We start from the raw sequence: 18214 nt of genomic DNA, 5'->3' as shown, positions 1-18214 counted from the left end.
CGGCTCCGCGGCGGGGCCGGGGTGGGCGCGGTCTCCTCACGAGGTGCGGGCGGAGGGCACCGCTTCGCCGGGGTCCCGGTCCTGCTCGTCGTCGCCCGTGCCGGCCAGGAAGTCGTCGACCATGCGGAGGAACGGCGTGGCCGGCGTGCGCGGCTCCGCGGGCTGCCACCCGTCGAGGGCCCGTTGCCCCGCGCGCGACGGCCTCCCCGATCCGGTTTACGGCCTCGCGTCCGGCGCCGGTCAGCTCGATCCGCCGGGCGCGGCGGTCGGCCGGGTCGGGGCCCCGGGTGACACGGCCCGACCTCCGGAGCTGCTGGACCGTGCGCGTCACGTGGGACGCCTCGACGCCGAGCCGCCGGGCCGGCTCACCGGGACGCGGCGGTTCGGAGTCGGCGACCTGGCGCGGAGACCGGGTGTGGACCGCGCGGCAGGCGGTCGGGCGGTCACGTGATCCATGCTGGAATCCGCACACCGGACCCGCCCGCCGGAGGAACCGCATGGCATACACGGTCGTCGCCCACTACCGCTGCGCCCCCGAGAACGCGCCGAGGGTGCGCACCGCACTGCTGAAGGCGCGGGAAGCCACTCGCACGGAGCCCGCGAACCTGATGTACGAGGTCCATGCCGTGGAGGGCGAGCCCGGCGGCTTCCTGCTGTACGAGCGCTATGCCGACCGGGAGGGGTTCGAGGCGCACAAGGCCTCGGCCCACTTCGCCGAGGTGATCGTGGGCACGGTGCTCCCGCTGCTGACGGAGCGCACCATCACCTGCGGCGAGGTGATCTAGCCCGGCCGGAGCGGATCGGCACCCCCCAGGCCCCGTCTCCCGTCCCCCACCCGTTCCGCACCACCGGGCACACGCGCTGCGGATCCCGTGCGTGCATGCGTCGGGACACGCCCCGCGGACCTTCCAGGAGACGGGACGCGCGGCCGGGCGCCTCCGCGCCGACGACCGGACGGGGCGCGCCGACGTCCCCGGGAACGTCCCACGCGTCCCGGGGAACGCGGGGACGACATGACGGGTCGCGGCCACGGCAATCCTCCCCATCGTGATCACGGTTCGTGGTCACGAGCACGACAGCACGGAGGTTTCCATGTCCCGTCGGATCCTGAAGAGCGGCCTGCTGGCCACGGTCGCGGTGTTCGCGTTCCTGCCCATGGCCGGGGCCGCCACCGCGAGCGCCGCCACGATCCCCGCACCGCAGGGAATCGCCCAGAACCACTCCTCCATCGTCCTGTCCGCCCCCGCGACGCAGGGCCACCGCGCCTACCGCACCGTCGGGCGGGTGACCACGCGTCACCACCGGCTCAACGTCCGGTCCGGCCCGAGCATCCGCTACCGCGTGGTCGGCCACCGGCACAGCAACCGGCTCGTCCCGGTGGCCTGCAAGACGTACGGCGGCGCGGTGCACGGCAACCACACCTGGTACCGGCTCCCGCACCGCAAGGGCTACGTCTCGGGCCACTACGTCCGGGTCGGCCACGCCGTCCCGTGGTGCTGATGGTTCCGGCCCGCCCCACTGTCTGACCGCCGAAGGCCTGTTCGGGAACGCGGTTCCCGAACAGGCCTTCGGCACGCACCCCCTGACGCGCTCTCTTCACACCACAGCGGCGATTGCGACCCCGGTACCCAGGGGAAGCCATTCCGGCAACAGGGGCGAAACGCCCATAGCGTAATGAAGTTGAGGCATGCACCATGCGGCACTCCGAAGGAGCGACCACCACCCCATCCCACGAGTCGCCGACGGCCGACCTGCGTGAACTGAAGGAGCGTACGGGGCTGAGCCTCGCGGCACTGGCGGCCCGGACTCCGTACAGCAAATCCGCCTGGCACCGCTACCTGAGCGGCGCCAAACCGCCGCCCCGTCCGGCCGTTGAGGCCCTGGCCCGGCTCGCGGGCGTCGACCCGGCGGCCGTCCTGGCGCTGTGCGAGACCACCGGGGAACCGGCGGCCGCCCCGCCCGCGCCGCAGGCACCGCGACCGAGGCGGTGGTGGCGGCTGCCGCTGACCGCGGTCGCGCTGCTGGCCGTGGCCGGGGTCACCGCGGCGGCGTTCAGCGTGTCCGACCGGCGCGCCGGCCAGGGCGCGCAGCCGGTGTCGGGAGCGCCACGCTGCCACGGGCGGTCCTGCCAGGGAGAGTTGCCGGACACCTCGGCCTGCGCCCGCGACGCGCAGACCAAGAGCAGGGTCACCGGCACCGCGTACGACGTCCGGCTGCGCTACTCCCCCGCCTGCGGCACCGCGTGGTCGGAGGTGCGGATGCACGCCTCGCAGGCCCGTGAGGTCTCGGTGCGGGCCGGACAGGACGTGCTCTCCGCGAGCTATCCGGCCGCCGACTCCATCGGTTACACCAGCCCGATGCTGGCGGTCGCGACGCCCCGCGGAGTGGAGGCGTGCGCGGACGTCGAGGGAAAGCTGGCGTGCACCGGGCTGGAGGCCGAACCGGAGGAACCCGAGGAGTGAGCGCGGCGCCGGACCGGCGCGGGTGGCAGCCTCCTTGGCGTCGCGGGCCGCCGACCTCCCGGCCGTCTCGCGCGTCCGCTCGCGGGGGACGACCACGGCGCCGTCGTCGGCGGCGAGTGTCACGTCGCCCGGCTCGATCACCTGGCCGTCGATCGCGATCGGCACGTTGACCGAGCCGCCGGTGGCCTTGACGGTTCCCTGCGTCCAGACCGCGCGGGACCAGGCGGCGAAGCCCATGTCCCGCAGCTCCCGGATGTCGCGGATCCCGGTGTTCAGGACGGCCCCGCGCACTCCGCGCCGTGCCAGGGCGGTGGCGAACAGCTCGCCGGAGAGCCCGTCCGGGCAGGGCGAGGTGGTGGTGACCTGAGTGAGTGCCTGTCGAACGGCAATCCAGCCGGACAGAATGGTCAACGATTTCGTCCGCGTTGTCGCCGGACACCGTCCGGTGCGAGCGCTCAGCCGGTGCGGTACAGCTCGCCGAGCAGTTCGAGGACGGCCTGCCGGGCCGGATGCGGATCCTCCCGCCACCAGGCGAGCCGGACGGCGACGGGTTCGGCGTCCCGCACCGGCCGGTAGACGATGCCGGGCCGCGGGTACTGGTGGGCGGTCGACTCCGCGGTCACGCCGATCCCGCGTCCGGCGGCGATCTCGGTGAGCCAGTCGTCCACGGAGTGCGTCTCCTCGACAGCCGGACGGCACGACTCGGGCCACAGCTCGGGGGTGGTGGTGCCGGTGCGCCGGTCGGTCAGGACGGTCCGGCCGGTGAGGTCGGCGAGCCGCACGGACCTGCGGCGGGCCAGCGGGTCGTCGGCGGCCAGCGCGCACAGCCGCCGCTCCAGCCCCACGATCGCCGCCTCGAACCGCCGGTCGTCGAGCGGCCGCCGTACGACGGCCAGGTCGCAGGTCCCCTCCGCGAGCCCGGCGGAGGCCGTGTTCACCCGGACGAGGTGCAGATCGGTCCCGGGGTGTCCGGCCGTCCAGTTCCGCTGGAAGGCGACGCTGTGCCGGCCCACCGCGGACCAGGCGTAGCCGATCCGCAGCCGGGTGTGCCCCGAACCCGCCTCCTGGACCAGGCCGGCGACGTCCGCGAGCACCCGGCGGGCCCGCGCCACCACCCGCAGCCCGGTCGCCGTCGGCGTCACCTCGCGCGAGGTCCGCCTCAGGAGCCGTACGCCCAGGGCCTGTTCCAGTCCCGCCAGGGTCCGGGACACGGCCGCCTGGGACACCCCGAGGGCGATCGCCGCGTCGGTGAAGGTGCCCTCGTCGACGATGGCCACCAGACAGCGCAGCTGCCGCAGCTCGACCTGATCCATACGTCCAGCGTATAGATGCCGGGGCGCATGCATTTTGCGTATCGTCCCGCCCGGCCGACCCTGCTGTCATGCGACGAGTCCTGGACCGCCCGACCGCTTCCACCGCCTCCCCCGCAGCCGCCAACCCCGTACCGGGGCGGCTGGCCGGTGTGGCGGCCATGGCCGGCAGCGGCCTGTCCAACCAGACGGGTGCGGCGATCGGCGCCCTGGCCTTCCCGGTCCTCGGCCCGCTCGGCGTGGTGGCGGTACGGCAGTACGTGGCCGCGGTCGTCCTGGTGGCCGTCGGCCGGCCCCGGCCGTGGGCCTTCACCCGGCGGCAGTGGTGGCCGGTGCTGCTGCTGGCGGTGGTCTTCGGCACGATGAACCTGACCCTGTACTCCGCGATCGACCGGATCGGCCTCGGTCTGGCGGTGACCCTGGAGTTCCTGGGCCCGCTCACCGTCGCGCTCGCGGCGTCCCGCCGCCGGCTGGACGCGGGGTGCGCGGCGCTGGCGGCGACCGGGGTGGTGGTGCTGATGCGTCCGAGGCCTTCGACGGACTACCCGGGAATGGCCCTGGGCCTGGTCGCCGCGGCCTGCTGGGCGTCGTACATCCTGCTCAACGGTGTGGTGGGGCGGCGGATACCGGGCGTGCAGGGTCCGGCGGTGGCCGCGTCCGTGTCGGCGCTGACGTTCCTGCCGGCCGGGGTGGTGGTGGCGCTGCGGCATCCGCCGACCGCGGGAGCCGTGCTGTGCGCGGTGGCGGCCGGCGTCCTGTCGTCGGCGGTGCCGTACCTCGTCGACCTGCTGACCCTGCGCAGGGTTCCGGCCCAGGCCTTCGGCCTGTTCATGAGCGTCAATCCGGTGCTGGCGGCCTTGGTCGGCCGGGTGGTGCTGGGGCAGAGCCTGGGGGTTCCGGGGTGGGCGGGGATCGGGGCGGTGGTGGCGGCGAACGCGGCCGCCCTCGCGACACGGCCCCGCTGAGGCGCGGCCCCGGCGGCGCGGGACCGTACCGGCGGACGGCTCCGCCGCACACCGGCCGTCGAGGCGCCCGGGAGCCGTCCCGACCGGCGGAGCCTCACGAGCGGTCGGGGCAACTCCGCTCCCTGCGGGTTCCGTTCACGAAGGTCGCACGACTGTCGCCTGCCGACCGGCCCCGGACCAGGCACGGTTCTTCGGCCGGCGCCAGGGCTGAGGGTCCGTCAGCTTCGGCGCGTGGCGGTCACGGGTGCCAGCCACAGGCCGAGGAGCGCGTCGGTGAGTCCGGTGGCCGCGTCGCTCCAGGTGGCGCGAGGCGTGTCGGTGCCCTCGGCGAGCGCGCGCTCGCGCTCGGCGCAGGTGTGCAGGATCAACGTCCGCGCCATCTGGCCGCGTTCGGCACGGACGTCGGCGGGCAGTTCCGGCAGGCACCGGACGAGCCCAGCGACGGCCTCGCGCAGCGAGGGCGAGGCGAGAGACTCCTCGACCATGATCTCGTAGAGCGCCGGATCGGTCGCCACCTGGGCGCAGAAGCGGGCGTACCAGGTCGGGCTGCCCAGGCTCGCGAGGTGTTCGGTGATCGGGCGGACCAGGCAGTCGACCCGGTCGCGGACGTCGTCGGTGTCGCCGGCGGCGGCCAGCAGCCGGACCCTGATCTCCTCGATCCGCTCGAAGTGCCGGGCGGCGATCGCCCGGACCAGGTCGGCCTTGGTGCCGAAGTGATATCCGACGGCTGCGTTGTTGCCCTGGCCCGCGGCCTCGCTGACCTGACGGTTGGAGACGGCGTACACGCCCTGTTCGGCGAAGAGCCGTTCCGCCGTGTCGAGGATGGCCTCCCGTGTCGCGCTGGCCTGGTCCGCCCGCGCCGCCCTGCCCGCCATGCCCACCACCGCTCCGGGACCGCGCACTCTCCCGGTGCGGCCGGTCCCGCGAGCCGTACCGGGGCCTCGCCCGGGGCGGCGAGGTCCAGCCGGGAAAGCCTACGCGGCGGCGGCGCGACACCTCCGCCCCGGCCGGTAAAGCAAGTCAAGCGACTGACTCACCAACGGTCGTGCCGATGCGCGCCGTCCCGCGCCGCTCAGCGTCCTGCCACTGCCCCAGCTGCTCCAGCCGCCCACCCGGACCGGCTACGGCCTCGGCCGGCCGATGATGACCGTCGGCCTGGTGATGGCCCCGCAGGGTCTGGTCATGATGGCCTTCGCCCCGATGTCGGCCGCCATCACCCGGCCTCTGGGCCCGAAGACCACCCTGATGACGGGCGCGGTGATCGTGGCGGCGGGCCACGGGCTGAACATCGTCCTGATGTCCGAGGTCTGGCAGCTGGTCCTGGTCTCCTGCGTCATCGGGGCTTCCTGCCCGGCCGCCGTCCCGCGGACGCGCCGCCCGCCGTGGCCCCGGCCGAGGAGGCGGCCGAGCCGGTCCACTGGCCGGCCCGGACGGTGTCCGCACGGGGCCCGGCCCACCCGCGGACACCGTCAGCGACACCGTGCGCCCGTCACAGGGCCTCCGCTCCCCCGGCCGGTCCGACCTCCACCGGCTCCCGGCGGGCCTTCCGGAGGCCGTTCGGGGGAACCCGTGACGCGGGACGCGTGCCGCGGCCGTACGCGGTTCACATCTTGTGCAGTGACCACCGCCCTGCCCCTGATCCCGCCCATGCTCGCCACGGCCGGCAGGCTGCCGCCCGCCGCGCAGGACGACCGGTGGGCGTACGAGACCAAGCAGGACGGCCAGCGCGCGGTCGTCTACCTGCCCGGCGACGGCACCGTGCTGGTGCGTGCCCGGTCCGGCGAGGAGATCACGGCCGCGTATCCCGAACTCTCCCCGCTGGGCGCGGTGCTGGGCCGGGTCCCGGCGGTCCTGGACGGCGAGGTGCTGGCCCTCGACGAACACGGGCGCGCCGACTTCCAGTTGCTGCAGAGCCGGATGGGCCTGGCCCACGCACCGGCCCGCGCCGCCCGGATGGCGGCCCGTGTTCCGGTCCACCTGGTGCTGTTCGACGTGCCGCACCTGGCGGGCCGCCCCCTGCTGCGGGTGCCCTACGCGCAGCGGCGGACCCGGCTGGAGGAACTCGGTCTGGACGGACCGCACTGGTCGACGCCCGGCGCCCTCGTCGGGCACGGCGCCCAGGCGCTGCGGGCGACCCGGGAACACGGTCTCGAAGGCCTGGTCTGCAAACGGCTGGACTCGCCCTACGAGCCGGGGACGCGCTCCCGTGCCTGGATCAAGATCCGGAACATCCGGGCGGAGGACGTGATCGTCGGTGGCTGGCTGCCCGGCAAGGGACGGCTGACCGGGCTGCCCGGCGCCGTACTCGTCGGCCAGCGGTCCGCCGACGGGCGGCTGCGGTACGTCGGCGGGGTGGGCACCGGCTGGAGCGAGGCGGAGCGGACCGACCTGGCCGCGCTGCTGCGGGCCGCAGCCACCGACGTGTGCCCCTTCGACCCGGTCCCGGCGGTCCCGGGCGCCCACTGGGTGACACCCCGGCTGGTCGGCGAGGTCGGCTACAGCACGCGGACCCGGTCCGGGCTGCTGCGCCAGCCGTCCTGGCTGCGGCTGCGTCCCGATCTGGCGCCGGAGGACTCGGCGGCGGACCTGCCGCCCGGCCCCGACTGACCGCCGCGCCGTGTCACCCGGTTGCGTGCCCCGGCCCCCGGCCCCCGGTAGTCGGATGGGAACCAGTCCGTTGCGGCCCGGGTCCCGGGATCTGCCGGTTCGTCCTCGGCTCGATCCTGCTGCCGCGGCTGTTCACCCGGCCGGCGCTGCCCACCACGCTGCTGCCGGCCATGGCCATCGAGGTCGCCCCGCCGGTGGTCGCGGGGAACGCCTGGTTCGCGATCAACGGCGGCCGGCTCTACCTCGTCGCCGAACTGCTCGCCGGGGACGCGGTCCTGATGGTCCTCGTGCGGATCGGCCTGGCGGGCACCTACCCGCGCGTGCCCTTCGGACGGGGCCACTGGGCGTTCGCCTTCTCGTACACGGCGGCCTTCACCGACGGCGTGCACTGGCTCGCCGCCGAGCAGGTCCACGGACAGCGGCCCCTGACGTACCTGCTCCCGGCCGTCGCCACGCCGGCCTTCGTCGCGCTCGCGGCCCGTACCGTCCTCGGCCCGGTCCGGCGCGACGTCCTTCCCCGGGTCCCGGCCGAGCCCGCCCCGGCGCCGTCCGGACCCGCGTGACGCGGGGACGGCCTCCGGGCGCCACGCCGGAACACGCCGTCACCGCCACCGTCGAGTGCGCCGGGCCGCGCGCCGCCCGCCCGCGACGCCGTGTCCACCGGCCGCCGGCGGCCCGCGCCGCCGTGTCCACCGGCCGCCGGCGGCCCGCGCCGCCGGCCCTCGCCACCGACATGGTGTCGGAATCCCCGGCGGACCCGGAGGTCTATCGTGTCCCCATGTCTGTGCCAGAGTTGATCCGAATCGTCTCCCGCGACTCTCCGATGGCGCTCGCTCAGGTGGCCCGGGTCCGGGCCGAGTTGGCCGTCCTCCATCCGCGGGTGCGCACCGAGGTCGTGCCGGTGAAGACGACCGGTGACAAGTGGCTGGGCGACCTGTCCCTGGTGGAGGGCAAGGGCGCGTTCACCAAGGAGGTGGACGCGGCGCTGCTGGCGGGCGAGGCCGATCTGGCCGTGCACTGCGTGAAGGACGTGCCCGCGGACCGGCCGCTGCCCGCGGGCACGGTGTTCGCGGCGTTCCTCAAGCGCGACGACGTCCGTGACGCCCTCGTCCACCCGGGCGGCCTGACCCTGGACGAACTGCCGCCCGGCACCCGGATCGGCACCTCCGCGGTGCGCCGGATCGCCCAGCTGGCCGCCACCCATCCGCATCTGGAGTGTGTGCCGTTCCGCGGCAACGCCAACCGCCGCCTGGAGAAGCTCGCCGCCGGCGAGGCCGACGCCCTGCTGCTCGCGGTGTCGGGCCTGGAACGGATCGGCCGTACGGACGTGATCACCGAGGTCCTCGACCCGGAGACGATGATGCCGCCGATCGGCGCGGGCATCCTCGCGCTGCAGTGCCGGGAGGGCGACACCGAGCTGATCGACCTCGTGAGCGGGCTCGGCGACCGGGACACCTACCGGGAGGCCACCGCCGAGCGGATGTTCCTGCACGTCCTCCAGGGGCACTGCAACAGCCCCATCGCCGGGTTTGCGCGCGTCGACGGCGGCGGTGAACTGTCGCTGCGCGCCTGTGTGTTCACTCCGGACGGCAAGACCCGGCTGAACGCGCACGAGTGGGCGGGACGCCTCGACCCGGCCACACTCGGCACCTCGGTGGCGGTGGCCCTCCTGCGCCAGGGCGCCCGGGAGATCATCGACGGCATCCCGCACTGACACCGGCCGGGGGACGCTCCGCCGGAGCGGTCCTAGGCGGGGCTGCCCGGCTCGGTCTGGTCCCTGAGGAAGGCGCTCACCTGGTGGGCCAGACCGCCCGTCGCGGTGCTCTGGCACGCCGTGGCGGCGGTCGACTCCAGCACGCCGATGCCGCCGGCCCACAGCCGCCGGTCGGTCCAGTCCTCGTCGACGCGCAGCTGGACCTGGATGTCCACCTGGGTGAGCGCGGCCTCGGGGCCGGCGGCGTAGAGCACGGCGGTGGCGCGGCGCAGCGGGTAGACGTCGAAGCCCTCGATGAACTGGGAGCTGCGCCAGTCGATGACCGCGCCCTCCCCGTCGGGGCCCACCCGCACGTCGATCTGGCCGTCCTCCAGCTGCACGCCGAAGTGACGTGATCCGCGGTTCTCGACGGTCACCCGGACACTGAAGTACGTCAGCCCGGCGGCGGCGTCGTCGCGGCCGCGCGGCGGCTCGGCCGCCTCCAGGCGGTGGACACGGACCCGCAGACCGTCATGGTCGTCGTACTCGTGCCAGTCCCCGACCACGTTCGGCTCGTACACAGCGCCCCTCTCGACCCCCGCTGTTTATCTGTGTGCCGAGCGCACTGTCAAATGGGCGGAATGCGCTGTGGCCAGGGGATTCACCCGCTTTGATCGCTGATCAAGCGTTGCGCAGCGGATATCCCGCCCCGGGGCTGCGGGGCGGGTCCAGGGCGCGTGCCGCACATCACGTCGGCGTGCGGTCCGCGGCAAGATCAGCGGGCCAGGCGGCCCAGCAGCGAGGAGGCGGCGGTGATGCCCAGGGCGGCGGCCACCGCCAGTACGGCGAAGTCCAGGCCGAGATGCGAGGGCGTGCCGAGCAGCAGTCCGCGCAACGCGTCGACCTGGTAGCTCAGCGGGTTGATCTTGCTCACGACCTGGAGCCAGCCCGGCATGATCGCCACCGGGTAGAGCGCGTTGGAGCCGAAGAACAGCGGCATGGTGATCGCCTGTCCGATGCCCATCAGCCGGTCGCGGCTCAGGACGATGCCGGCGATGCTCATCGACAGGCAGGAGAAGAACGCGGAGGCGAGGACGACGGCGAGCCCGACCCCGAGCAGTTTCAGCGGGTTCCAGGTGAGCGAGACCCCGAGGATCGCGGCGATGACGATCACCACGACCGCCTGGATCAGGGACTTCACGCCGGCCGCGAAGGCCTTGCCGGTGATGAGGGCCGAGCGCGGGGTGGGGGTGACGAGGAGCTTGTTGAGGATGCCGGCGTCGCGCTCCCAGATGATCTGGATGCCGTAGAAGATCGCGATGAACATCGCCGACTGGGCGATGATGCCGGGCGCCAGGTAGTCGATGTAGGGGATGCCGCCGGTGGGTATCGCCTTGATCCTGGTGAAGGTCTGCCCGAAGATCAGCAGCCACAGGGCGGGCTGTATCGCCCGGGTGTAGAGCTCGGTGCGGTCGTGGCGGAGCTTTTGCAGTTCGACGGCGCACATGGCGACGACCCGGGCGGGCAGCAGCCGCCAGCCGGAGCGCGGCTGGGGCGGTGTCAGCAGCAGGGAGGCCGCGGCCGTTCGCTCAACCGACACGCTTCGCGGTGCGGCGGGTGCTTCGGACATCGCGGAAACCTCCTGACTGGTCGTCGAGGCCGCTGCCGGCCACGTCGCGGAAGACGTCTTCGAGGGTGGGCAGGGTGTCGCTGCCCTGGCGTTCGGCGAGGCCGTGCCTGAGCTGGTCGGGGGTGCCGAGGGCCCGGATCCGGCCCCGGTGCATGAGGCCGACCCGGCCGCAGTGCTGGTCGGCCTCGTCCATGTAGTGGGTGGTGACCAGCACGGTCATGCCGGTGGCCGCGCGTACGGCGTTGATCTGGTCCCAGACGCCGGTGCGGGCGATCGGGTCGAGGCCGATGGTCGGCTCGTCCAGGATCAGCAGCCTGGGGGCGCTGACCAGGGCCTGGGCCAGTTCGAGGCGGCGGACCATGCCGCCGGAGTAGGTGCTGGCGAGCCGGTCGGCGGCGTCGGATAGGTCGACGGCCTCCAGCGCCTGCGCCACCCGTTCGGCGCGCTCGCGCCGGGAGACGTCGAAGACCCGGGCGAACAGGGCGACGTTCTCACGGCCGGTGAGGCCGCTGTCGGCGGACAACTGCTGGGGGACGTAGCCGAGCAGTCTGCGCACGGCCATCCGCTCGCGGCCGGTGTCGTGGCCGAAGACGCGCACCATCCCGGCGGGGACCGGCAGCAGGGTGGTGATGCAGCGGATGGCGGTGGTCTTGCCTGCGCCGTTGGGGCCGAGCAGTCCGAAGACCTCGCCCTCCCCGACGGTCAGGTCGAGCCCGTCCACTGCCCTGGTCTCCCCGAAGGTGTAGGAGAGTCCCGTGCAGGCGACTGCGGTGGTGTCCGGGGTCATGATTCCTCGGCCTCCTCGTGCAGGGTGACGGCCAGCTTGCGCAGTGCCGGAAGCGCCGCCTCCAGCGCCGCCCGGTCGGCCTGGTCGAGCCGGGAGACGCTGCTGACGACGAGGTCCGCGCGGCGCCGCTGCCAGTCGGCGAGCCGCTTCTCGGCGGCCCCGGTCAGCAGCAGCCGGGCGGCCCGCCGGTCGGCGGGATCGGTCTCCCGGAGCAGGAACCCTTCCTTGACCAGCTGGTTGACCAGGGTCGACACCGAGTTGCCCGCCAGGTACAGCTCCTTGGCGGCCTCCGAGATGCCGATGCCGGGCCGTGACTCGACCAGGCGCAGCAGTTCCACCTCGGCGCCGCGCAGCCGGGGCCGCTCCAGCCCGCGGCGGAGCCGGCGGCGGATCAGCCGCTGGATCCCGACGAGGGCGTCGGCCAGCTCCTCGGGGAAGGTTTCCGATTTCACACCGGGAAGATTACCTCTGCTACAGAGGTAATCCCACCCAAGGAACGGTCAAGGGGGACCGGCCGGACGCCTGGTCCGCGAATGAGACCAATCTCACCTTTTTGAGTGAATTGTTTCGTATTGTTCCGTTCAGGGCATCCGGTCTTCAGTGCTTCGGACCGGAGGCACGTGCGTGGGAACCGCATGCATCCGGTGCTCCCGTGTTCTCCCGGGGTCCGAGCGCGTATCTCCCACGGTGTCCGTCCAGACAGCACCCGCCAAGGAGGTGCGCGCCATGCGTGCCACCACCACCATCACCACCACCAGGTCCCATCCGCACGACGACGCCCCCGACACGGCGGCCGACTTCGTCCGGCTGGCCCAACTGGCCGAGGGTCCCGAGCGCCGGGCCCTGCGGGACGAACTGGTCGAGCTCTGGCTGCCCATGGCCGAGCGGATCGCCGTCCGCTTCCGCGGCCGCGGCGAGGCCGTCGAGGACCTGTGCCAGGTCGCCGCGCTCGGGCTGGTCAAGGCCGTGGACCACTACGACCCCGCGCGCGGACGGGCCTTCGAGGCGTACGCCGTGCCGACGATCACCGGCGAGATCAAACGCCACTTCCGTGACCACATGTGGACGCTGCACGTGCCCCGCCGGGTCCAGGAGCTGCGCAACCGGGTCCGGTCCGCCCTCAAGGAGCTGGAACAGACCTTCCCGGGCGAGGCGCCCTCCGTCGCCGAGATCGCCGAGCGGACCCGGCTCACCGAGAGCGAGGTGCGCACCGGGATGGAGGCGCTGGACTGCTTCTCCGCACTGTCCCTGGACGCCGAGGTGGCCGGCGCCGACGGCTACGCGCTCGGCGACACCCTGGGCGGACCCGACCCCGGCTACGACCTGGTCGTCGACCGCGCCGCCGCCCTGCCCTGCCTCCAGGACCTTCCCGAGCGCGACCGGCTCATCCTCTACCTGCGGTTCTTCCGTGGCATGACACAGAGCCGGATCGCCGAGCAGCTGGGCGTCTCGCAGATGCACGTGTCCCGTCTGCTCACCGCCTGTTTCGAGCGGCTGCGCGAGGAACTGCTGGCCGAGACGGGCTGAGCCTCACTCGGACGGCGCACCGGGGATCTGCGTCGGCCCGTACCGGTCGAGGGCGTCCTCCAGTTCGGCGCGGATCCCCGCCGGCATGTCCCCCGTGCGCCCCCAGACGAGGATCAGCTCCGCGACGCTGCGGAGCTTGATGTTGGTGTGCTGGGAGACCTCCTTGAGGACCTCCCAGCCCTGGTCCGGGGTGACCCGGCCGAGCGCCACCACCATGCCGATCGCCTGGTCCACGACGGCATGGGAGGCAACCGCCTCCTTGAGCTGATCGATCTCCTCCTGGAGGTGGAGGACCGAGTCCGCCTCGCTCTCGCTCATCCCACCATCGTCACCACTCGTCTGGCGTAGTGCCACCGGGGTACTCGTCAAGCACCCCCGCCGCTTCCGGCCGGAGACTGGTGTCAGACCGGCTCCCCGCCGGCCCCGACCCCAGGACGAGTGCCATGAACAACGACACGCCTGCCCACGGACCCGCGAAGAGGCAGCGAGAGGTCATCTCGACGGACTCGGTCTTCGGCGCCCCGTGCTGGGTGAGCCTGACCAGCCGTGACCTGCGGACGACCGAGGACTTCTACAGCGCCGTGCTGGGCTGGCGGTGGCGCAGCGTCCGCCTCGGCGACCACTTCCGGATCGCCCTGGCGAACGGGGTGCCGGTCGCGGGCATCGCCGCGGTCGCCGCGATGTGGCAGATGGCGGTGGCGTGGACGCCGTACTTCGCGGTCCAGAACGCGGACGAGGCGGTGGCCCGGGCCCGTGAGCGCGGCGGCACGCCGGCCGTGGGGCCGCTGTCCTTCCCGCCCGGCCGCGCGGCGCTGCTCGCGGACCGGGACGGCGCGATCTTCGGCATCTGGGAGGGCCAGCTGGTCTCCAACTGGGAGATCTGGCGGCAGGCCGCACCCACGTACATCCGCCTGCACACCCGCGACGCCTTCGACTCGGCGATCTTCTACGGCGAGGTGCTGGGCTGGGCCTCGGATCGGCAGGGCTGCTGCGAGGTGGAGTACGTGGGCGGCGAGGTCGTGCTGCGCAGCCGCGGCGACGCCGTGGCCCGGATCGACTCCGGAGCGGTGGAGGCGGCCCCGGACCCGACGGTGCGGCCGCACTGGCAGGTGCACTTCGCGGTCGGCGACGTCGGCGAGTGCGCGCGGGCGGCCGAGAAGCACGGCGGCAGTGTCCTTCAGGAGAAGGACACCGAGGCCGTGCTGCGCGACCCGGACGGCGCGCAGTTCACCGTGACCGTACGCCCGCTGCTGCCCTGACCGCCCCGGCCCTCAGCCCTTGGCGCGGGAGGGCCGGGACAGCAGGACCAGGCTGCGGGCCTCGGCGCGCAGCCTCGTCCCCGCCTTGTGCTCGCGTTCGTCGGGGATGCCGTCGGGCTCGGCGGTGTCGATGAGAGCCGTCCAGCGCTCGCCGTAGGAGTCGTCCGGCAGCCGGAAGTCGACCGGTTCCCAGAAGCTGTTGAGGAGCAGCAGGAACGAGTCGTCGACCAGCCGCCGCCCCTGGGGGTCGCGCTCGGCGATGGCGTCGCCGTTGAGGAAGACACCGACCGAGTGCGCGTCGGGGCGCTGCCAGTCCCGGTCGGTCATCTCGCGGGCGTCGGGCAGCAGCCAGACCAGGTCGGGCAGCGGCTGTCCGCGGTGCACGGCGGTCTCACCGCGGAAGAAGCGGCGGCGGCGCAGCACCGGGTGGGCGGCGCGCAGTGCGATGACGTACCGGGTGAAGTCGTTGAGCGTGCACTGCTCCTCGGTCAGCTCCCAGTCGGTCCAGGAGACCTCGTTGTCCTGGCAGTAGGCGTTGTTGTTGCCGCCCTGGGTGCGGCCGAGTTCGTCGCCGTGGCTGAGCATCGGGATGCCCTGGGACAGCAGCAGGGTGGCCAGGAAGTTGCGCTGCTGGCGGCCCCGGAGGTCCAGGACGGCCGGGTCCTCGGTGTCGCCCTCGGCGCCGCAGTTCCAGGACCGGTTGTGGCTCTCGCCGTCCTGGTTGTCCTCGCCGTTGGCCTCGTTGTGCTTGTCGTTGTACGACACCAGGTCGCGCAGGGTGAAACCGTCGTGCGCGGTGACGAAGTTGACGCTCGCGCGCGGCCGGCGCCCCCGGTGCTGGTACAGGTCGGAGGAGCCGGTGAGCCGGGAGGCGAACTCGCCGAGCGAACCGGGCTCGGCCCGCCAGAAGTCCCGTACGGCGTCCCGGTACTTGCCGTTCCACTCCGACCACAGCGGCGGGAAGTTGCCGACCTGGTAGCCGCCCTCGCCCACGTCCCAGGGTTCGGCGATGAGCTTCACCCTGCTGATCACCGGGTCCTGCTGGATCAGGTCGAAGAACGCGGAGAGCCGGTCCACCTCGTGGAACTGCCGGGCCAGTGTGGCCGCGAGGTCGAAGCGGAAGCCGTCGACGTGCATCTCGGTCACCCAGTACCGCAGCGAGTCCATGATCAGCTGGAGCACGTAGGGATGGCGCATCAGCAGGCTGTTGCCGGTGCCGGTGGTGTCGTAGTAGTGCGACCAGTCGCCGTCGACCAGCCGGTAGTAGGAGGCGTTGTCGATGCCGCGGAAGGACAGCGTGGGGCCCATCTCGTTGCCCTCGGCGGTGTGGTTGTAGACCACGTCGAGGATCACTTCGAGGCCGGCCGCGTGCAGCGCCTTGACCATCTCCTTGAACTCGTTGACCTGCTGGCCCCGGCTGCCGAGGGCCGCGTAGGCGTTGTGCGGGGCGAAGTAGCCGATGGTGTTGTAGCCCCAGTAGTTGGACAGGCCCCGGTCCTGCAGCACGCCGTCCTGCACGAACTGGTGGACCGGCATCAGCTCGACCGCCGTGACGCCGAGCGAGGTCAGGTGCTCGACGACCGCGGGATGCGCGAGACCGGCGTAACTGCCCCGGAGCCGTTCGGGCACGTCGGGGTGGGTGCGGGTCAGGCCCGCGACATGGGCCTCGTAGATGACCGAGTCGGAGTAGGACCGCCGCGGCGGCCGGTCGTCGCCCCAGTCGAAGTAGGGGTCGGTGACCACGCCGAGCATCGAGTGGCCGGCGCTGTCGGCCGGGGAGGGCCCGCCCGGTGTGCGCTCGTACAGCGACGCGTGGTTGTCGATCTGACCGTCGACCGCCCGGGCGTAGGGGTCCAGGAGCAGCTTCGCCGGATTGCAGCGGTGTCCGACCTCCGGATCCCAGGGGCCGGTCACCCGGTACCCGTAGCGCTGCCCCGGTCCGACGCCGGGCAGGTAGGCGTGCCAGACGAAGCCGTCGACCTCGGTCAGGGGCACCGGCCGCCCCTTCCCGGCGTCGTCGACGAGGACCAGTTCGACCTTCTCCGCGACCTCGCTGAACAGAGCGAAGTTGGTGCCCTGGCCGTCGAAGGAGGCGCCCAACGGATAGGGGTGCCCGCTCCACACGGGCACCCCCTTCCGGGACTTCCGAGCCGTCACCGGGCGCCCTCCAGGACGCCCGGGGCGACTGCGGCCAACTGGGCGACGGGGACGGCGCGCGGCACCCGGAGCGTCCGGCGCAGGCTCGGCGACGGCGCGGTCTTGACCAGCGGGACGCGCTCACCGGACCGGGCGCGCTGCGAGAACCAGATGATCTTGCTGCCGGTCTCCGGGGCGCAACACCCCCAACCGTCGCTGGTGGCGGCCAGGTGCGCCAGGCACGAGCGCAGGTCCTGGTCGGGGCGCAGATCGCGGTCGTCGTCGCCGATGGCGGTGATGAGGTGCTGCCCGTTCCACCACATCTCGATGGACGTGTGTTTGTCCGTCGCGTGCTGGTCGATGGCGGTCAGCAGCAGTTCGGCACCGCGGCAGACGGGGTCCACGAGGTTGTCGAGATCCCAGTAGCGAAGATGGGCGGCCAGAATGCGGCTGACCTGTCCCACCCGTTCCGGGCTGACCTCCACGTCGAGGTGGTAGTAGCAGGGCACTGCGGTCTTCATTGTCGCTGGCTCCTCACCCGGCGCGGCTCCCGCTCCCCTCACCCGTCCGGAAATCCGTTCCGGACGCGTAGCGTGAGCACTCATCGCTTCTGAGTCACCTCCCACACTGCGGTCACTACGCCATTCGTGCAACCTGAGAGACGCATGAGGTTGTTGAAGTTCCAACAAGACGCTCCGTCGTCATCCGTGCACCATGAGTGAAAGCCTCGATTCGCCGTAACGGCTCCGTGCCCTTCCGTGCCCGGACGCTCCCCGATCGTCGGGGACACGTGCCCATTCGAGAGCGTCGGAAGGAAAGACACAGCCATGCTGCTACCCGCGAAGGCCGAGGTGGCCCGGCAGCTGCGGCGCTACCGGGCGTGGGAGCGCGTCATGCTCGCCTCGCCGCAGGACCGCGAGGTGCGGTCCACCTTCGAGGACTCGGGCTACACGCTGTGTGTGCTGATGGGCAAGCGCTGCGCCCGGGAGGCGGTGGACGCGGCCGAGCGCTATCTGCGCACCAGCCTGGTCACCTACCTGCGGGATCAGGGCGGCCGGGCACAGCTGAGCGGCACGGTCCGGCGGGCTCCTCCGTCGGACCGCAGTTCCGCGCGGCAGTGATCCGCAGGCGGACCCCCCGGCGGGAGGACGAGTCGTCCTCCCGCGCACTACGGACCGCGGAGCCGGGCCCCTGGCCCGGCTCCGAGCACGACGGAGGTGAGACCCATGAAGGCGACAGAGGTCATCGGCCGAATTCCGGTGCGTGACGTACAACCGGCCGTGGACGGCGGCGGGCGTCCGGCCAAGGCGGTCCCCGGCGAGACCTTCCAGGTCACCGCCACCGTCTTCCGTGAGGGTCATGACGCCGTCGGCGCCAACGTGGTGCTGTGCGACCCCGCGGGGCGGCCCGGTCCCTGGGCGCCGATGCGGGAGCTGGTCCCCGGCACCGACCGGTGGGGCGCCGAGGTCACGCCGGACGCGACCGGACGCTGGACGTATCACGTGGAGGCCTGGAGCGCCCCGCTCACCACCTGGCGCCGGCACGCGCGGGTGAAGATCCCGGCGGGCATCGACACCGGTCTGGTCCTGGAGGAGGGCGCCTCGCTCTACGCGCGCGCGGCGGCCCGGATGCCCGCGGGCCCCGAGCGCGAGCGGGTCGAGGCGGCGGCGCACGCCCTGGGCGACGACGGACTGCCGCTGCACGAGCGGCTGGCGAGCGCGCTGGCTCCGGAGGTCGACGAGATCCTGGCGCGGTATCCGTTGCGGGAGTTGGTGACCTGTTCGGAGCCGTTGCCGTTGCTGGTCGAGCGGGAGCGGGCGCTGTACGGGTCGTGGTAC

21 protein-coding genes and 2 pseudogenes are annotated in these 18214 nt (G+C 73.0%); 11 read left to right on the top strand and 12 right to left on the bottom strand.

The features are described 5' to 3' along the window. Window positions 1-36: 36 nt before the first annotated feature. Window positions 37-403 (bottom strand): annotated as a pseudogene (locus tag ACIRQ9_RS37490) (MarR family transcriptional regulator); the annotation flags it as partial. Between the two features lie 94 nt (window positions 404-497). Here ACIRQ9_RS37490 and ACIRQ9_RS37485 point away from each other — a divergent pair. The 3 genes from ACIRQ9_RS37485 (at window position 498) to ACIRQ9_RS37475 (ending at window position 2462) form a co-directional block, all read left to right on the top strand. Further along, entirely contained in the window at window positions 498-785 is a 288-nt protein-coding gene (locus tag ACIRQ9_RS37485) for a putative quinol monooxygenase (protein WP_404184321.1), read from the top strand. Window positions 786-1092: 307 nt separating this feature from the next. Beyond that, window positions 1093-1500: an SH3 domain-containing protein gene (locus ACIRQ9_RS37480; RefSeq protein ID WP_404184318.1), complete on the top strand. Its 408-nt coding sequence runs from the start codon at window positions 1093-1095 to the stop codon at window positions 1498-1500. Between the two features lie 194 nt (window positions 1501-1694). Continuing rightward, the gene (locus ACIRQ9_RS37475) at window positions 1695-2462 is read left to right on the top strand and encodes a DUF2690 domain-containing protein (protein WP_404184316.1); all 768 of its coding nucleotides are present in this window, start codon (window positions 1695-1697) and stop codon (window positions 2460-2462) included. Here the strand turns inward: ACIRQ9_RS37475 and ACIRQ9_RS37470 are convergent. Further along, window positions 2394-2825 (bottom strand): annotated as a pseudogene (locus tag ACIRQ9_RS37470) (4-carboxy-4-hydroxy-2-oxoadipate aldolase/oxaloacetate decarboxylase); the annotation flags it as partial. The gene ACIRQ9_RS37475 and the pseudogene ACIRQ9_RS37470 overlap by 69 nt on opposite strands. Window positions 2826-2917: 92 nt before the next feature. Further along, window positions 2918-3775: a LysR family transcriptional regulator gene (locus ACIRQ9_RS37465; protein ID WP_404184313.1), complete on the bottom strand. Its 858-nt coding sequence runs from the start codon at window positions 3773-3775 to the stop codon at window positions 2918-2920. Window positions 3776-3843: 68 nt separating this feature from the next. Between ACIRQ9_RS37465 and ACIRQ9_RS37460 the strand changes: the two genes are divergently transcribed. After that, on the top strand, window positions 3844-4737 hold the full coding sequence (locus tag ACIRQ9_RS37460; protein ID WP_404184310.1) for an EamA family transporter: 894 nt from the start codon (window positions 3844-3846) through the stop codon (window positions 4735-4737). Window positions 4738-4955: 218 nt separating this feature from the next. Here the strand turns inward: ACIRQ9_RS37460 and ACIRQ9_RS37455 are convergent, their stop codons facing one another. Together ACIRQ9_RS37455 and ACIRQ9_RS37450 are read right to left on the bottom strand one after the other, a co-directional pair. Continuing rightward, entirely contained in the window at window positions 4956-5612 is a 657-nt protein-coding gene (locus tag ACIRQ9_RS37455) for a TetR family transcriptional regulator (RefSeq protein WP_351937220.1), read from the bottom strand. Between the two features lie 246 nt (window positions 5613-5858). Further along, a complete protein-coding gene (locus tag ACIRQ9_RS37450; RefSeq protein WP_404184307.1) occupies window positions 5859-6074 on the bottom strand; it encodes a hypothetical protein in 216 nt (71 codons plus the stop codon). Window positions 6075-6384: 310 nt separating this feature from the next. Here ACIRQ9_RS37450 and ACIRQ9_RS37445 point away from each other — a divergent pair, with 310 nt between their 5' ends. The 3 genes from ACIRQ9_RS37445 to hemC all read left to right on the top strand — a co-directional run bounded on the left by ACIRQ9_RS37445 (window position 6385) and on the right by hemC (window position 9058). Next, the gene (locus ACIRQ9_RS37445) at window positions 6385-7344 is read left to right on the top strand and encodes an ATP-dependent DNA ligase (RefSeq protein WP_404184409.1); all 960 of its coding nucleotides are present in this window, start codon (window positions 6385-6387) and stop codon (window positions 7342-7344) included. A gap of 170 nt (window positions 7345-7514) precedes the next feature. Next, window positions 7515-7907, top strand: coding sequence for a hypothetical protein (locus tag ACIRQ9_RS37440; RefSeq protein WP_404184304.1), 393 nt, complete (start codon window positions 7515-7517; stop codon window positions 7905-7907). Between the two features lie 215 nt (window positions 7908-8122). Beyond that, a complete protein-coding gene (gene hemC / locus ACIRQ9_RS37435; protein ID WP_404184301.1) occupies window positions 8123-9058 on the top strand; it encodes a hydroxymethylbilane synthase in 936 nt (311 codons plus the stop codon). Window positions 9059-9090: 32 nt separating this feature from the next. Here the strand turns inward: hemC and ACIRQ9_RS37430 are convergent, their stop codons facing one another. The 4 genes from ACIRQ9_RS37430 to ACIRQ9_RS37415 form a co-directional block, all read right to left on the bottom strand. Further along, window positions 9091-9618, bottom strand: a complete 528-nt coding sequence (locus ACIRQ9_RS37430; RefSeq protein WP_404184298.1) for a hypothetical protein — start codon at window positions 9616-9618, stop codon at window positions 9091-9093. Window positions 9619-9812: 194 nt separating this feature from the next. Next, window positions 9813-10667: an ABC transporter permease gene (locus ACIRQ9_RS37425; RefSeq protein ID WP_351329112.1), complete on the bottom strand. Its 855-nt coding sequence runs from the start codon at window positions 10665-10667 to the stop codon at window positions 9813-9815. Then, entirely contained in the window at window positions 10627-11454 is an 828-nt protein-coding gene (locus ACIRQ9_RS37420; protein WP_404184295.1) for an ABC transporter ATP-binding protein, read from the bottom strand. Before ACIRQ9_RS37420 ends, ACIRQ9_RS37425 begins: the two co-directional genes overlap by 41 nt. After that, entirely contained in the window at window positions 11451-11906 is a 456-nt protein-coding gene (locus tag ACIRQ9_RS37415) for a MarR family winged helix-turn-helix transcriptional regulator (protein WP_404184292.1), read from the bottom strand. Before ACIRQ9_RS37415 ends, ACIRQ9_RS37420 begins: the two co-directional genes overlap by 4 nt. 274 nt (window positions 11907-12180) lie before the next feature. On the opposite strand from ACIRQ9_RS37415, the gene ACIRQ9_RS37410 reads away from it, so the two are divergent. Further along, the gene (locus ACIRQ9_RS37410; protein WP_404184289.1) at window positions 12181-12981 is read left to right on the top strand and encodes a SigB/SigF/SigG family RNA polymerase sigma factor; all 801 of its coding nucleotides are present in this window, start codon (window positions 12181-12183) and stop codon (window positions 12979-12981) included. A gap of 3 nt (window positions 12982-12984) precedes the next feature. Here ACIRQ9_RS37410 and ACIRQ9_RS37405 read toward each other — a convergent pair whose 3' ends face one another. Continuing rightward, window positions 12985-13299, bottom strand: coding sequence for an ANTAR domain-containing protein (locus ACIRQ9_RS37405; RefSeq protein WP_404184286.1), 315 nt, complete (start codon window positions 13297-13299; stop codon window positions 12985-12987). A gap of 125 nt (window positions 13300-13424) precedes the next feature. On the opposite strand from ACIRQ9_RS37405, the gene ACIRQ9_RS37400 reads away from it, so the two are divergent. Then, on the top strand, window positions 13425-14240 hold the full coding sequence (locus tag ACIRQ9_RS37400) for a VOC family protein (protein ID WP_404184283.1): 816 nt from the start codon (window positions 13425-13427) through the stop codon (window positions 14238-14240). Window positions 14241-14252: 12 nt separating this feature from the next. On the opposite strand, the gene glgX is transcribed toward ACIRQ9_RS37400, so the two are convergent. Further along, the gene (glgX, locus tag ACIRQ9_RS37395) at window positions 14253-16397 is read right to left on the bottom strand and encodes a glycogen debranching protein GlgX (RefSeq protein WP_404184280.1); all 2145 of its coding nucleotides are present in this window, start codon (window positions 16395-16397) and stop codon (window positions 14253-14255) included. Continuing rightward, window positions 16394-16897 (bottom strand): pep a2, encoded by a 504-nt coding sequence (locus tag ACIRQ9_RS37390; RefSeq protein WP_404184277.1) that lies wholly within the window; start codon window positions 16895-16897, stop codon window positions 16394-16396. Before ACIRQ9_RS37390 ends, glgX begins: the two co-directional genes overlap by 4 nt. A 306-nt stretch (window positions 16898-17203) precedes the next feature. Between ACIRQ9_RS37390 and ACIRQ9_RS37385 the strand changes: the two genes are divergently transcribed. Further along, a complete protein-coding gene (locus ACIRQ9_RS37385) occupies window positions 17204-17497 on the top strand; it encodes a DUF5133 domain-containing protein (protein WP_404184274.1) in 294 nt (97 codons plus the stop codon). Window positions 17498-17602: 105 nt separating this feature from the next. Further along, on the top strand, window positions 17603-18214 hold a 612-nt coding region (locus ACIRQ9_RS37380), incomplete at its 3' end, for a maltotransferase domain-containing protein (RefSeq protein ID WP_404184271.1).

The organism is Streptomyces sp. NPDC101237, assembly GCF_044767465.1.
GTDB classification, from domain to species: Bacteria; Actinomycetota; Actinomycetes; order Streptomycetales; family Streptomycetaceae; genus Streptomyces; species Streptomyces gramineus.
Note: the sequence above shows the minus strand (reverse complement) of the source record. Positions and strands in the feature narration are given on the sequence as shown.